At 71.9% G+C, this 12,601-nt stretch carries 14 protein-coding genes; 5 read left to right on the plus strand and 9 right to left on the minus strand.

Features of this window, described 5'->3' with window-relative positions:
- Nucleotides 1–52: 52 nt before the first annotated feature.
- Both msrB and msrA read left to right on the plus strand, forming a co-directional pair.
- Nucleotides 53–520, plus strand: coding sequence for a peptide-methionine (R)-S-oxide reductase MsrB (gene msrB / locus MJ607_RS02945; protein ID WP_243074043.1), 468 nt, complete (start codon nt 53–55; stop codon nt 518–520).
- Nucleotides 517–1,071 carry a peptide-methionine (S)-S-oxide reductase MsrA gene (gene msrA / locus MJ607_RS02950; protein WP_243074044.1) on the plus strand — a complete coding sequence of 185 codons (555 nt, stop codon included), beginning with the start codon at nt 517–519 and terminating at the stop codon, nt 1,069–1,071. Before msrB ends, msrA begins: the two co-directional genes overlap by 4 nt.
- Nucleotides 1,072–1,135: 64 nt before the next feature.
- On the opposite strand, the gene MJ607_RS02955 is transcribed toward msrA, so the two are convergent.
- The gene (locus tag MJ607_RS02955) at nt 1,136–1,822 is read right to left on the minus strand and encodes a type 1 glutamine amidotransferase domain-containing protein (RefSeq protein WP_243074045.1); all 687 of its coding nucleotides are present in this window, start codon (nt 1,820–1,822) and stop codon (nt 1,136–1,138) included.
- A gap of 118 nt (nt 1,823–1,940) precedes the next feature.
- Here MJ607_RS02955 and MJ607_RS02960 point away from each other — a divergent pair, with 118 nt between their 5' ends.
- Together MJ607_RS02960 and MJ607_RS02965 are read left to right on the plus strand one after the other, a co-directional pair.
- Nucleotides 1,941–2,906, plus strand: coding sequence for a LysR family transcriptional regulator (locus MJ607_RS02960; protein ID WP_243074046.1), 966 nt, complete (start codon nt 1,941–1,943; stop codon nt 2,904–2,906).
- Nucleotides 2,903–3,973: a DNA polymerase IV gene (locus tag MJ607_RS02965; RefSeq protein WP_243074047.1), complete on the plus strand. Its 1,071-nt coding sequence runs from the start codon at nt 2,903–2,905 to the stop codon at nt 3,971–3,973. The genes MJ607_RS02960 and MJ607_RS02965 overlap by 4 nt, the downstream gene beginning before the upstream one ends.
- A gap of 4 nt (nt 3,974–3,977) precedes the next feature.
- On the opposite strand, the gene MJ607_RS02970 is transcribed toward MJ607_RS02965, so the two are convergent.
- The 8 genes from MJ607_RS02970 to MJ607_RS03005 all read right to left on the minus strand — a co-directional run bounded on the left by MJ607_RS02970 (nt 3,978) and on the right by MJ607_RS03005 (nt 11,591).
- Nucleotides 3,978–4,589: a dihydrofolate reductase family protein gene (locus MJ607_RS02970; protein ID WP_243074048.1), complete on the minus strand. Its 612-nt coding sequence runs from the start codon at nt 4,587–4,589 to the stop codon at nt 3,978–3,980.
- A gap of 22 nt (nt 4,590–4,611) precedes the next feature.
- Nucleotides 4,612–5,124: a glycine cleavage system protein R gene (locus MJ607_RS02975; RefSeq protein ID WP_243074049.1), complete on the minus strand. Its 513-nt coding sequence runs from the start codon at nt 5,122–5,124 to the stop codon at nt 4,612–4,614.
- Nucleotides 5,125–5,168: 44 nt separating this feature from the next.
- The gene (locus MJ607_RS02980; protein WP_243074050.1) at nt 5,169–5,897 is read right to left on the minus strand and encodes a sulfurtransferase; all 729 of its coding nucleotides are present in this window, start codon (nt 5,895–5,897) and stop codon (nt 5,169–5,171) included.
- Between the two features lie 32 nt (nt 5,898–5,929).
- A complete protein-coding gene (locus MJ607_RS02985; RefSeq protein WP_243074051.1) occupies nt 5,930–6,430 on the minus strand; it encodes a GNAT family N-acetyltransferase in 501 nt (166 codons plus the stop codon).
- Nucleotides 6,427–6,849, minus strand: coding sequence for a DUF3054 domain-containing protein (locus tag MJ607_RS02990; RefSeq protein WP_243074052.1), 423 nt, complete (start codon nt 6,847–6,849; stop codon nt 6,427–6,429). The genes MJ607_RS02985 and MJ607_RS02990 overlap by 4 nt, the downstream gene beginning before the upstream one ends.
- A 101-nt stretch (nt 6,850–6,950) precedes the next feature.
- Nucleotides 6,951–7,775, minus strand: a complete 825-nt coding sequence (locus tag MJ607_RS02995) for an alpha/beta fold hydrolase (RefSeq protein ID WP_243074053.1) — start codon at nt 7,773–7,775, stop codon at nt 6,951–6,953.
- A gap of 86 nt (nt 7,776–7,861) precedes the next feature.
- Nucleotides 7,862–8,686, minus strand: coding sequence for an alpha/beta fold hydrolase (locus MJ607_RS03000; RefSeq protein ID WP_243074054.1), 825 nt, complete (start codon nt 8,684–8,686; stop codon nt 7,862–7,864).
- A gap of 166 nt (nt 8,687–8,852) precedes the next feature.
- On the minus strand, nt 8,853–11,591 hold the full coding sequence (locus MJ607_RS03005; RefSeq protein ID WP_243074055.1) for a LuxR family transcriptional regulator: 2,739 nt from the start codon (nt 11,589–11,591) through the stop codon (nt 8,853–8,855).
- A gap of 204 nt (nt 11,592–11,795) precedes the next feature.
- Between MJ607_RS03005 and MJ607_RS03010 the strand changes: the two genes are divergently transcribed.
- On the plus strand, nt 11,796–12,560 hold the full coding sequence (locus tag MJ607_RS03010) for a DUF2510 domain-containing protein (RefSeq protein ID WP_243074056.1): 765 nt from the start codon (nt 11,796–11,798) through the stop codon (nt 12,558–12,560).
- Nucleotides 12,561–12,601: the final 41 nt, after the last annotated feature.

The raw sequence follows: 12,601 nt of genomic DNA on the forward strand, positions 1-12,601 counted from the left end.
GGCGTTCTTCCTCTCTGACGGCGCAGCCAGCGGCGTCACCTGAGGAGGATCCGTGTCACACGACTACCGCAAGACCGCAGACGCTCTGAGCAGTCTCAGCGAGCTGCAGTACCGCGTCACGCAGGAGGACGGCACCGAGCCGGCGTTCCGCAACGCGTACTGGAACAACCACGAGGACGGCATCTACGTCGACGTCGTCTCGGGGCAGCCCCTGTTCTCGTCGGCCGACAAGTTCGACAGCGGAACCGGGTGGCCGAGCTTCACGCGGCCGATCGAGCCCGAGGCCGTCCGCACCAAGACCGACTGGAAGCTGTTCATGCCCCGCACCGAGGTGCGCTCCACGGGCGCCGACAGCCACCTGGGCCACGTGTTCGATGACGGCCCACGCACGGCCGGCGGCCTGAGATACTGCATGAACTCGGCGGCGCTGCGCTTCGTCCCCGCCGCCGAGCTCGACGAGCAGGGCTACAGCGCCTACCGTCCCCTCTTCGACAACGACACCCAGGAGAACGCATCATGACCAGCGGACCATTCGACAAGGGCGAGATCACCCGCACCCCCGGCACCGAGACCGCCGTCCTCGCGGGCGGCTGCTTCTGGGGCGTCGAGGACCTCATCCGCCGCCAGCCCGGCGTGCTCGACACGCGCGTCGGCTACACGGGCGGCGAGAACGCGCACGCGACCTACCGCAAGCACCCGGGGCACGCCGAGGCCGTCGAGATCGTCTTCGACCCCGCCAAGACGTCCTACCGCGACATCCTCGCGTTCTTCTTCCAGATCCACGACCCGTCGACCCTGAACCGCCAGGGCAACGACCTCGGCACGAGCTACCGCTCCGCGATCTTCCCGCTCTCGCCCGAGCAGGAGCGGGTCGCGCGCGACACGATCGCCGATGTGGACGCGTCGGGCCTGTGGCCCGCCAAGGCCGTCACGACCATCGAGCCCGAGGGGCCCTTCTGGGAGGCCGAGCCCGAGCACCAGGACTACCTCGTGCGCATCCCGCACGGCTACACGTGCCACTTCGTGCGTCCGGGATGGGTTCTCCCCCGGCGCGCGGACGCGACGGCGTAAAGAGGACGAACAGTGGACGCCGCGGCCCGACGGGTCGCGGCATCCACTGTTCTGCGTCGGTTCTCTAGACGGCGACCGGCGCCCCGAGCCGCGCGAGCAGGGCCTGCGCGACCGATGCGGCGGACTGCGGGTTCTGGCCGCTGATGAGCGCACCGTCCTCGACGACGAAGTCCGCCCACGGCTCGGCCGTCTCGACGACGACACCGCCCGTCCGCAGCGCCGACTCGAGCAGCCACGGCGTGTTCTCGCCCAGGCCGCCCTGCAGCTCTTCCGCGTCCGTGAAGGCCGTGACGGTGCGTCCGGCAGCGGCGAGCGAGCCATCGCGACGCGTCGCCGCGAGGAGTGCCGCGAGGCCGTGGCACACGAGCGCGAGCAGCACGCCGTCGTCGAGCGCGCGGACGATGAGGGCTCCGGATGCCGGATCCGCCGCGAGGTCGGCCATCGGGCCGTGCCCGCCCGGGTAGAACACGGCGTCGTAGACCGAGAGGTCGACGTCCTCGATGCGCTGGGGCGCGGCGAGACCGGGGATCGCGGCGAGCGCCTCCCCGGCGGCCTCCTGACCCTCGAGCGAACCGGCGTCGGCGACGGGGGCGACACCGCCGGGCGTCGCGAAAGCGACCTCGTGGCCCGCCGCGGTGAGCAGCTCGTAGGGGGTCAGCAGCTCTTCCGCCCAGAAGCCGGTGGCATGTGCGCTGCCGTCCGCGAGGGTCAGCTCGCGAGCGGCGGTCACGACGAACAGGACAGTGGACATGGGTCTCCTCGAGACGGTGAGTGGTGCCGGCGCGATCACGCCGACGACAAAGGGAACGGATGCCACTCCCCCGCCGTTCCGATATCTTGGCGATGTGAGCCATAACGATTCTGATGGGTTGAGCGATCTCGGCCTGTGGCGCGCGTTCCTCGCGGTGCACGCGACGGGGACGCTGTCCGCCGCCGCCCGCACCATGGGCATCACACAGCCGGCCGTCTCGGCCCAGCTGCAGAACCTCGAGCGGCTCCTCGGCGAGCGACTCTTCGAGCGCACGGCGAGGGGCGTCGTGCCGACGGCGCGCGCCGCCGAGCTCGCGGCGCGCCTCGCGGGCCCGTTCGACGCCGTCGCCGCCGCGCTCACGGGAGTGGGGCCGGATGCCTCCTCCTTCGAGTCGCCCGTCCGCGTCGGGGGCCCCGCCGAACTGCTGGCCGAAGTCGTCGCTCCGCTGCTCGCTCCCCTCGTCGCGGACGGCGTGCGCGTGCACCTCGTGCCCGGGCTGCCCGGCCCGCTCGTCGAACTGCTGCGCACCGGCGGACTCGACCTCGTGATCGCCTCGGAGCGCCCGCGCGGCCGCGCGGTCGTCGGAGGTCCGCTCGTGGACGAGACGTTCGTGCTGGTCGCAAGTCCCGGCTTCGCCGAGCAGCACGGGCTCGCGGCATCCACTTCTCCACCGGCCGGAGCGGAGGCCTTCGCCGGCCTGCCGCTGCTCGCGTACGCGCACGACGTGCCGATACTGCGCCGTTTCTGGCGGCACGTGTTCGGAGTCCGGCTCGAGCGGGACCCCGCCCTGACCCTGCCCGACCTGCGCGCCCTGCGCGACGCGGCAGTCGCGGGTGCCGGGGTCACGGTGCTGCCGAGCTACCTGTGCCGCGCAGCGCTCGACGGGGGTGCGCTCCTCGACGTGCACCCGACCGACGACCCGCCGATCAACACGCTCCACCTCGTGCGACGCCCCGGCAGTGCGACCAGGTCGCACGTCGAGCGCGTGCGCGGCATCCTGACCGATCCCGTCGTTGCGACGGTGGCCGACGACGGGCCGCGCCTCTCGCCGGTGTCGGCGCCTGCCGCCACACTGGGAGCATGAGCACGCCCTGGGTGCTGCACGTCGACCTCGACCAGTTCATCGCGGCGGTCGAGATCCTGCGGCGCCCCGAGCTCGCCGGCCTGCCCGTCATCGTGGGCGGGCGGGGTGACCCGACCGAGCGCGCCGTCGTGTCGACGGCGTCGTACGAGGCCCGGGCGTTCGGGGTCGGCTCGGGCATGCCGCTGCGCATCGCGGCGCGCAAGATTCCGGATGCCGTCATCCTGCCGGTCGACGCTCCCACCTACCTCGCCGCCTCCGAGGAGGTCATGGCCACGCTGCGCGAACAGCCGGGGGCCGTCGTGCAGGTGCTCGGCTGGGACGAGGCCTTCGTCGGCATCATCGCCGACGATCCCGAGGAGTACGCGCGCACGCTGCAGGCCGCCGTGCTCGAGCGGACGCGCCTGCACTGCAGCGTCGGCATCGGCGACACGCTCGTGCGGGCGAAGAACGCGACCGACTTCGGCAAGCCTCGGGGCACGTTCCGCCTGACGGCGGACAACTGGCTCGAGGTCATGGGCGAGCGACCGACGCAGGCGCTGTGGGGTGTCGGCGCCAAGATCTCGAAGCGGCTCGCGGCTCTGGGTGTGACGACAGTCGCCGAGCTCGCGTCGGCCGACCTCGAGCCCCTCGCCGCCGAGTTCGGTCCGCGCATGGGCCCCTGGTATCGCCAGCTCGGCCGCGGCGACGGCTCGAACGTCGTCGATGCGACCCCGTGGGTCGCACGCGGGCACAGCCGCGAGACGACGTATCAGGTCGACCTCGCAGACCCCGCCGAGATCGAGACGGCCGCGCGCGAACTGATCGCCCAGGTGATGGCCGACGTGGTCGCCGAGGGGCGGCCCGTCATCGGTGTCGCACTCAAGGTGCGCTACGCGCCGTTCCTCACGAAGACCTTCACACGCAAGATCTCCGAGACGTTCGACCGCGACACCGTCGCGGCCGAGATCATGGGCCTCGTCGCGAGGATCGAGCCCGACCGGGCGATCCGGCTGCTCGGCGTGCGCGCCGAGATGGCGATGCCCGACGACGCGCGTGACGGGCACACCCCGACCCCGAGCGGCTGGTGAGCACTCAGCCGTCCTGCGAAGGCCGGCTCACGCGATAGCGCACGTGGGTCACGAGTGAGGCTCCTCGCGAGGCGACCAGCTCGAGCGGCCACTGGCCGACGCCGTCGAACAGCCGGAGCCCGTCGCCCAGCACGACGGGCGAGATCTGCAGCATGAGCTCGTCCACCAGCCCCGCGGCGAGGTACTGGCGGATCGTGCTCACGCCGCCCGCGACGTGGACCGGCTCGTCGCCCGCGGCATCCTGCGCGCGCTCGAGCGCCGCCTCGATGCCGTCCGTGACGAAGTGGAAGGTCGTGCCTCCCTCCATCTCGATCGAGGCTCGCGCGTGATGCGTCAGGACGAAGACGGGTCGGTGGTACGGCGGGTTCGGACCCCACCAGCCCTGCCAGTCGTCGTCCCACTCGCCCCGCACGGGCCCGAACATGTTGCGCCCCATGATGAACGCGCCCGCGTCGACGATCGCATCGATCTCGGACCGGTTCTCCTCCGGTGTCTCGAACATCCAGCGATGCAGGATGCCCGGCGGGATGCCGCCGAACGGACGCTCCAGCGTCTGGTTCTCACCTGCGCCGATCCCGTCGAGCGAGATCGACATCGTTCCGATGACCTTCGACATCGGCACCTCCCGTGATCCGGCGTCAGTCCAGACGCGTGACGTCGACCTGCAGCTCGTGGGCGAGCCGCTCGAGTTCGCCGACCAAGGCGTCCAGATCGACGGATGCCGGCACGGCGGCCGAGATCGTCGCGTCGAACAGGCGACCGCCGGCCATCGCGGCATCCCGCGTCTCGCTCGTCATGCGCTCGATGCTCACGCCGTGGCGGCTCAGGGTCGAGGAGAGTTCCCGCACGATGCCGGGGTGGTCGTTGCCCAGCACCTCGAACGTCACGCGATGGGCGGGAGAGGCCTCCGTCGCCGTCTGCCTGGCCGGTATCGCGACAGTCACGAGACCCTCGATCCCGCCGAGGGCCGCGCGCAGGTCGTCGGCGCGCTCGGGCGCGACCGAGACCTCGATGATGCCGGCGAAGGCTCCCGCGAGCTCGGCGAGCTGGCTGTTCTCCCAGTTGCCGCCATGGGCGCCGATCACCTCGGCGACCGCGGCGACGAGTCCGGCGCGATCGTCTCCGACGACGGTGAGCACGAGCGTTGTCATGGGGTCAGCGTACCCACGCCGTCCTGCCGCCGAACCCTCTCTCGTCAGCGCGGAAGAAGTTCGGGGGTCAGCGCCTCGCGCTCGTCGAAGACGAAGCACTCCCCCGTCCAGTGGTCGGCGCCGACGTGCTCGAAGTATCCGAGGATGCCGCCTTCGAGCTGGAGCGCGGGCACACCGAGCTCGTCGAGGTAGAGCGCGGCCTTCTCGCACCGGATGCCGCCCGTGCAGAAGCTCACGACGGTCTTGCCCTCGAGGTCCGCGCGGCCGGCGGTCGCGGCATCCGGAAACTCGGTGAACCTGTCCAGACGCCAGTCGAGCGCTCCGTGGAACGTGCCGTAGTCGACCTCGAAGGCGTTGCGCGTGTCGAGCATGACGACCTCGCGGCCTGCGTCGTCGTGCCCCTGATCGAGCCAGCGGCGCAGCGTCACGGGGGCGACGGAGGGGGCGCGGCCCGCCTCGGGGCGGATCGTGGGGTGGTCCATGCGGATGATCTCGCGCTTGACCTTGACGAGCATCCTGCCGAAGGGCTGATCGGCCGACCAGCTCTCCTTCGTCGTGAGATCCGCGAACCGCGGCTCGGCGCGCAGCGCGTCGACGAAGCCCCGCACCGCGTCGGCGTCGCCCGCGAGGAAGAGGTTGATGCCCTCCTCGGCGAGCAGGATCGTGCCCTTCAGCTCCGCGTCGACGGCACGCGCGCGCAGGACGGGGCGCAGCGCAGCGGGGTCGTCGATGCGCGTGAAGAGATACGCCGAGATGTTGAGAACGGATGCCACGGCATCAAGCCTACGAAGTGCGCGAGCCGGGCTCAGCCGCGGGCGAGCGTCTCGAGGTCGTCTCCGACGAGTCGCTGCGTCGTCCAGTCGTCCATCGGGATCGCCCCGATCGAACGGTAGAACGCTATCGAGGGGGCGTTCCAGTCGAGCACCGTCCACTCGAGGCGCGAGTAGCCGCGCTCGACGCACACGGCGGCGAGCGATGCGATGAGCGCCTTGCCGTAGCCGCGGCCGCGCTCGCCGTCGTAGACGAAGAGGTCCTCGAGCCAGATGCCGTGCCGGCCCGTCCACGTCGAGTAGGTCACGAACCAGATCGCGATGCCGACGATCTCACCCTCCCGCTCGACGACGTGCGTGAAGGCGCGGGGTTCGGGGCCGAAGAGAGTGTGGGCGAGCGCCTCGACCGTGTTCTCGACGGCGTCCGGCTCGCGCTCGTAGTCCGCGAGACCCTGGATGCACGCGAGGATGCCCGGCTCGTCGCCGGGTCGCGCGGCGCGCAGGACCGCCCCGTCGGCGAGATCGCGGGCGATCATCGGGCAGCCGCCGCGGTGCGGGCCCGACGTCGGACGACGAGCGACGCGATGGCGCGCCAGCCGACGAGGAAGGCGAGCAGGACGATGCTCGCGACGATGATGAATGCGACGGCCGTGCCCTGTCCCGAGATGCCGCGCAGCAGCATCCCGCCCACGACCGTCAGCGCCCACAGGCCGAGTCCCGTGCGCACAGGTGCGAGCGGAGCCCGCCAGCCCCGCGTGAGCAGCCAGCCGAGCGCGAGTCCCACGAGGAAGGGCCACCCCGTCTGCCAGATGCCGGCGGCCGTGAGGTCCTCGGTGTGGCTCGCGCGCCCGATCGCCGCGAAGACGACGACGAGCACGACGTCCACCGCGAGGGCGGTCCCGACGGTCCGGGGGGCGACGGAGGCGGCCGGAGAGGGAGGAGGTGCTGCTGCCATGGAGTGTCCCTTCGACCCCTCCATCTTCGCGCAGGGGCGGCCCGCCTCCCGCACGGCGAGGGGCCGACGGCTGTGCGCCGCCGGCCCCTCGTGATACGCGTCTACTTCGAGGCCGCCTTGATGAGCGAGATGACCTTGCCCGGCTGGCTGAGCATCGGAACGTGCGAGCTCTTTATCTCGACGACGGTCGAGCCCGCGCGCGCCGCCATCGCGCGCTCGGCCTCCGGCGGGATGATCCGGTCCTGCGAGGCGACGAGGTACCAGCTCGGGATCGTCTTCCACGCGGGGACTCCCGACGGGGTGAGGAGCGAGGCGAACGATCCAGGCCGCTGCGACGCCGCCATGTTCTTCGCGACGATGAGAGGCAGATCTCCCGCGAAGAGCTCCGGGAAGACGGCGGGATCGATGTACGCGTCCGCGTCGTTCTCCGGCGCACCCGGGTACGGCCGCACGACGAGGTGCTCGATGACCGTGGAGTGGCCGCCACCGAGCTCGTTGGCCGCCGCGACAGACTCGCCCTCGTCGAGCGCGTACGCGGCGATGTAGACGAGCGACTTGACGTTGGGGTTGCCCGTCGCGGCGTTCGTGATGAGCGCGCCGCCGTAGGAGTGCCCGACGAGCACGACGGGTCCCGAGAGCGTCGAGAGGAACTGCCGCAGGTACTCGGCGTCGTACGTGAGGCCGCGCAGCGGGTTGGAGAAGGCGATGACGGGGTAGCCCTCGGCCTGGAGTGCCGTCCCGACGACGGCCCAGCCGCTCGAGTCGGCGAACGCGCCGTGCACGAGCACGACGGTCGGCTTCGGCGCGGAGGGGCGGGCGGCGGCGACGGGGTCCGCGCTCGCGGGGAGAGCCGCAGCGCCCACGAGCAGGGCGAGGGCGGTGGCGGCGACGGCGCCGAGCGCGAGTCGGCGCTTGCTTCGGAACATGGTGTTTCCTTTCGTTCAGGTGGTGCGGACCCCGCAGGTCGGGGACGGTTCACCGGCGCGGCGCGCGGCGAGCTCGGGGTGGGGCGTCAGGACTCGATGAAGGCGAGCAGGTCGGCGTGCAGCCGATCGCGAGCCGTGTCGGGCAGACCGTGCGCGCCGCCTTCGTAGACGAGGAGCTGCGCGTCAGGGACGATCTCGGCCGTGAGCCGGCCGCTGATCTCGAACGGCACGATCTGGTCGTCGTCGCCGTGCACGACGAGCGTCGGCACGTCGATGCCCGCGAGGTCCGCGCGGAAGTCGGTCGCCGAGAACGCCGCGATGCACTCGTAGGCGTTGCGGGTGCCGGAGGCGAGACCCTGGAGCCAGAAGGCGTCGCGTGTGCCCTGCGGCACGTCGCCGGCGCGGTTGTTGCCGAAGAACGGCCCGTCGGCGAGGTCGCGGTACAGCTGCGAGCGGTTCGCCGCCTCGCCCGCCCTGATGCCGTCGAAGACGTCGATCGGCAGGCCGCCCGGATTGTCTTCGGTGTGCACCATGAGCGGCGGCACGGCCGAGACGAGCACGAGCTTCGCGACGCGCGCCGAACCGTGCCGGGCGAGGTACCGCACGATCTCGCCGCCTCCCGTCGAGTGGCCGACGAGCGTGAGGTCGGTCAGGTCCAGCCGCTCGATGAGGCACGCGAGATCATCGGCGTAGGTGTCCATCTCGTTGCCGTTCCAGCTGCGTGTCGACCGGCCGTGACCGCGGCGGTCGTGCGCGACGGCCCGATGCCCCTCAGCCGAGAGGAAGCGCGCCGCGCCCTCCCAGGCGTCCGAGTTGAGCGGCCATCCGTGACTCAGCAGGACGGGACTTCCCCCGCCGTCCCAGTCGATATAGAAGATCTGCGTTCCGTCGTCCGTCGTGATGTGTGGCATGGTGTGTCCCTTCGACCCCGCCATGCTCGCGTCGCTGGGAGCGCTCCCGCATCACGCGCGGCACGTAGTGATCACGGACGCGTGGATGTCGCGCACCACGCGCTGCGGCATCCGGGCGCCTGGGAGGGTCGTGCGACGGCACCGCAGACCGTGTCGCCAGCGGTGTCTACAGGCGCGGGAAGTGCTCGGCGAGCTGCTTGCGGGACGAGACGCCGAGCTTCCGGAACACCTTGCGCAGGTGGTAGTCGACGGTGTTGGGGCTGATGAACAGCACCGACGCGATGTCGGCGTTCGTCGAGCCCGCGGCGGCGAGCCGCGCGACCTCGGTCTCCTGCGACGTCAGGTCGCCGACGTGCGTGTCCTGATCCTCGACGCGCTCCCCCGCCGCCGTGAGCTCGCGGCGAGCGCGCTCGGCGAAGGCCGTCGCGCCGACGTCGAGGAACGCATCGCGCGCGGCCTGCAGCTGCACGCGCGCGTCACTGCGTCGCCGCATCCGTCGCAGCCATTCGCCGTACACGAGACGACTGCGTGCCGCGTCGCCGCGGTGGCCCGGGGTGTCGAGGAGTTCGATCGAGTCGAGGTAGAGGCGCTCGGCGTCGGCGGGTTCGGCGAGCAGAGCCCGGCCGCGCGCCGCGAGCCCGCGCGCCCACGGCGCCCCCGTGGCGTCGGCGTAGGCGTCGAGTCGTGCCGCCGCCGCGCGCGCCGCGGTCGTCCGACCGCTGCGGACCGCCGCCTCGACGAGTTCGGGGATGTGGTGGAAGCTCGCCTGCAGGTAGGGATGTTCGACGAGATCCCACAGCCGGTCGTATGCGGCCGCGTACTCGCCGTCCGCGATCTCGGCGATCGCAAGCGCGCCGATCGCCATACGCGCGACGCCGCCGTAGCCCGCTTCGTCCATCGCGTGCGTGATCTGCTCGACGGTGGTGCGCGATGCACCCTGCCACGCGAGATAGGCGGCGTTGACGGTCTGCTCATCGACGTACCCGAGCGCGCGACGCAGCTCCGCAGCCTGCGCGAGGTACTCCCCGGCCAGGCGCGGATTGACGCGCGACAGCTCGACGGCGCTGAGCACCCATAGCGCCCCGTCCACTTCGCGCAGCGCGCCCCGCTCGCGTCCGATGCGGACCGTGCGCTGCAGCAGGCGGGACGCCGCCTCGCAGTCCCACGTCGCGATGCACGGCGAGACGATGTAGAAGCTGAAGTCCAGGACAGTGTCGTCGTCGAGCGCCTCGAGCATCGCGACGGCCTCACTCAGTCGGGGCAGCGCGATGTCATAGCTGTCGAGCGCGAGCGACGCGACAGCCCGCAGCTCGATGGCGTAGACGTTCTCGGCATCCGCAGCAGCGCTGCGCATGCGGGTCGCGAGCTGCGCGAGATCCGTTCCGGCCGCGCGCGTCTCCGCCGTGAGCGAGGAGTTGAGCGCGAGCAGCAGCGCCTTCTGCTCGAGGTCGGCCGAGACCGTGCCGAACGCGTCGGCAGCCGCGATCAGGACCGCGACGGTATCGCGCATCGTCGTGGGGTCGGCGAGGTACATCGTGCACATCGCTTCGACCACGAGCATCCGTCCCCGCCCGATCGGGTCGAGCAGCTCGCGGTCGGCGCGCGCCAGGAGCTGGCGCGAGAGTACTCCGGCCCCGGCTGCGATCGCCGCCTCGGCCGCGACGACGAACCACAGGCTGCGTGCGTGCGGATCGGGGCTCAGCTCGGCGGCCCGCGCGAGGAGGTGCGCGCGTGAGCGGAGACCGCCGCGCGCTCCCGCGAGGTCGGCGATGCTCGCGAGCTCCGCGGCGACGTCGGCGTCGGTGCCGGCGCAGGCGGCGGACGCGTGCCAGGCCGCGAGCTCCCGCAGTCCGCGTGCCGACGTCACGCGCTCGAGGGCCGCGTGCACGGTCCGCCGATCCGCGTCCGATGCGCTGCTGTAGACGGCGGCGCAGACCAGGGGATGCCGGAACCGCACCGAGTCGCGGATCTCGACGAGCCGGAGCGCCTCCGCTTCGGCCGACGCCGAGTCGGGCAGTCCGAGCACGCCGGCGGCGGAGCGGACGACCGAGGCATCGCCCGTGGACTCGGCCGCGGCGACGAGCAGCCACAGACCCGACTCCCGCGAGAGCTCGGCCGCGCGAGCGGCGTAGTGCTCCTCGAGGCGGTGGCCGAGCGGCACGGGCGAGGGTCCTGCCGCGGCGGCGGTGAGGTCGTGGACCGACAGCTCGGCACCGAGGTCGCGCAGGGCGAGGGGGTTGCCGCCCGTGTACGCGACGACGTCTGCGACGATCGCGGGCTCGAGATCGCCCGTGACAGCCTCGCGGAGGACGTCGGCGGCCGACTCGGGGTCGAGGCCGGCGAGTCGCAGCCGCGGGACGCCGGCGAGTGCTCGCGCGACGCCCTGGTCGTCGCGCGAGGCGAAGACGAGCGCGACGGCCTCGGCCGAGAGCCGCCGGGCGACGAGCCCGAGGACTTCGAGCGACTCGTCGTCGAGGTGGTGCGCATCGTCGATGACGCAGATCGTCGGGATGTCGTCGCCGGCGCGAGCGAGCACCGACAGCACGCCCAGCCCCACGAGTGCGCGCTGCGGAGGCGTCCCTTCGCTCAGCCCCGCCGCGATCCGCAGCGCATCCCGCTGCATCGCCGGCACTTCGTCGACGTAGCGCGCGAGCGGGCGGCCGAGCCGCTGCAGGGCTCCGAAGGCGAGGGCGCTTTCGATCTCGTATCCGGAGGCTCGCACGACGCGCATCTCGCCGATGTCTCCGAGAGCCGCTTCGAGCAGCGTGGTCTTCCCGACGCCCGGGTCGCCCTGGATGAGCAGCGCGGAGCCCCGTCCGTTGCGAGCGCCCCCGATGAGCGTGCGGAGGGCGTGCAGCTCCTCGGCACGCCCCAGGATCTGCGTGTAAGTCGTGATAGCGATCACGGTACCGCTCCCACGATCGCAGTCAAAGGAAGATTTCCTGTCGCCGGAAGCCCTTCTCCGCCGACCACCCGCGCCGCTCTCCGAATAGCCGCCCGACGTTCACCCCACGGGTCCTGTGAGTCCCGCACATGTGGTCAGACCACAGCTATCTTCGAGTGAGACAGATTCCGCGGCGTGCCGATCGCGGAGACGAGAGGATGCACGATGACCACGCCCGCAGGCTGGTATCCCGACGCCGGCAATGCCGGCACGCTCCGGTTCTGGGACGGACAGCGGTGGACCGAGGCGACCGCCGACGCAGAACCCGCTGTGGCTGCCGCCGCTGCGCTTCTCCCGCCACCGCCACCGCCCCCGCCTGCTGTGTTCCCCGCGGGCCCTCCCCCGCTCCCCGCATCGGGGACGGCTCCGCCGCCCCGACCGGGCCGCGACCCCAAGGTCAAGAAGTGGCTCGTCGGCGGTGCGATCGCCGCGGGTGTCGTCATCGTGGGGTCGACGGGGGCCGCGATCGGCGCTGCGAGCACCGACGGGTCGGACGCGCCTGCGGCTCGGCCCAGCGCGAGCGCTCCCGCCGAGGCGCCCGTCGAGACTCCGTCGGAGGAGCCTGCGGACGCCGTCTCCGAACAACCCGAGGTCGCCGATCCGGTTGCCTTCCGAGCGCAGGCGAACAGCCACCTCGACGACATGCAGAAGGACCTCGACGACATCGTGCTGACCGTCGCGGAGGACGGCTTCTGGAGACTCCTCAGCAACTCGGCGGAACTCGCGTTCAACCAGGGGCAGCTCGAGTCGCTCGATGTCCCCGCGAGCGTGGCGACGGCGTGGTCCGGTTCGCTCGCGGCACTCGATGCAGCCCAGACGGCACTCGACGATGCGATCGAAACGCAGGACGGCCCCTCGATCCTCGCGGCCGTGGAAGGCGTCCGCGCTCAGGTCGAGGCAGCGCGGACCGTCGCCGAGTCCGCGAGCTGAGCCGCAGGCGCGGCATCGAGCGGAACGACGACCGGCGGCAG

This window comes from Microbacterium sp. SS28 (genome assembly GCF_022761035.1).
Taxonomy (GTDB): domain Bacteria; phylum Actinomycetota; class Actinomycetes; order Actinomycetales; family Microbacteriaceae; genus Microbacterium.

Coding starts and splice junctions, on each gene's coding strand:
- msrA (WP_243074044.1), top strand. CDS start 517: ATGACCAGCGGACCATTCGACAAGGGCGAGATCACCCGCACCCCCGGC.
- MJ607_RS02955 (WP_243074045.1), bottom strand. CDS start 1,822: ATGTCCACTGTCCTGTTCGTCGTGACCGCCGCTCGCGAGCTGACCCTC.
- MJ607_RS02965 (WP_243074047.1), top strand. CDS start 2,903: ATGAGCACGCCCTGGGTGCTGCACGTCGACCTCGACCAGTTCATCGCG.
- MJ607_RS02970 (WP_243074048.1), bottom strand. CDS start 4,589: ATGTCGAAGGTCATCGGAACGATGTCGATCTCGCTCGACGGGATCGGC.
- MJ607_RS02975 (WP_243074049.1), bottom strand. CDS start 5,124: ATGACAACGCTCGTGCTCACCGTCGTCGGAGACGATCGCGCCGGACTC.
- MJ607_RS02985 (WP_243074051.1), bottom strand. CDS start 6,430: ATGATCGCCCGCGATCTCGCCGACGGGGCGGTCCTGCGCGCCGCGCGA.
- MJ607_RS02990 (WP_243074052.1), bottom strand. CDS start 6,849: ATGGCAGCAGCACCTCCTCCCTCTCCGGCCGCCTCCGTCGCCCCCCGG.
- MJ607_RS02995 (WP_243074053.1), bottom strand. CDS start 7,775: ATGTTCCGAAGCAAGCGCCGACTCGCGCTCGGCGCCGTCGCCGCCACC.
- MJ607_RS03000 (WP_243074054.1), bottom strand. CDS start 8,686: ATGCCACACATCACGACGGACGACGGAACGCAGATCTTCTATATCGAC.
- MJ607_RS03010 (WP_243074056.1), top strand. CDS start 11,796: ATGACCACGCCCGCAGGCTGGTATCCCGACGCCGGCAATGCCGGCACG.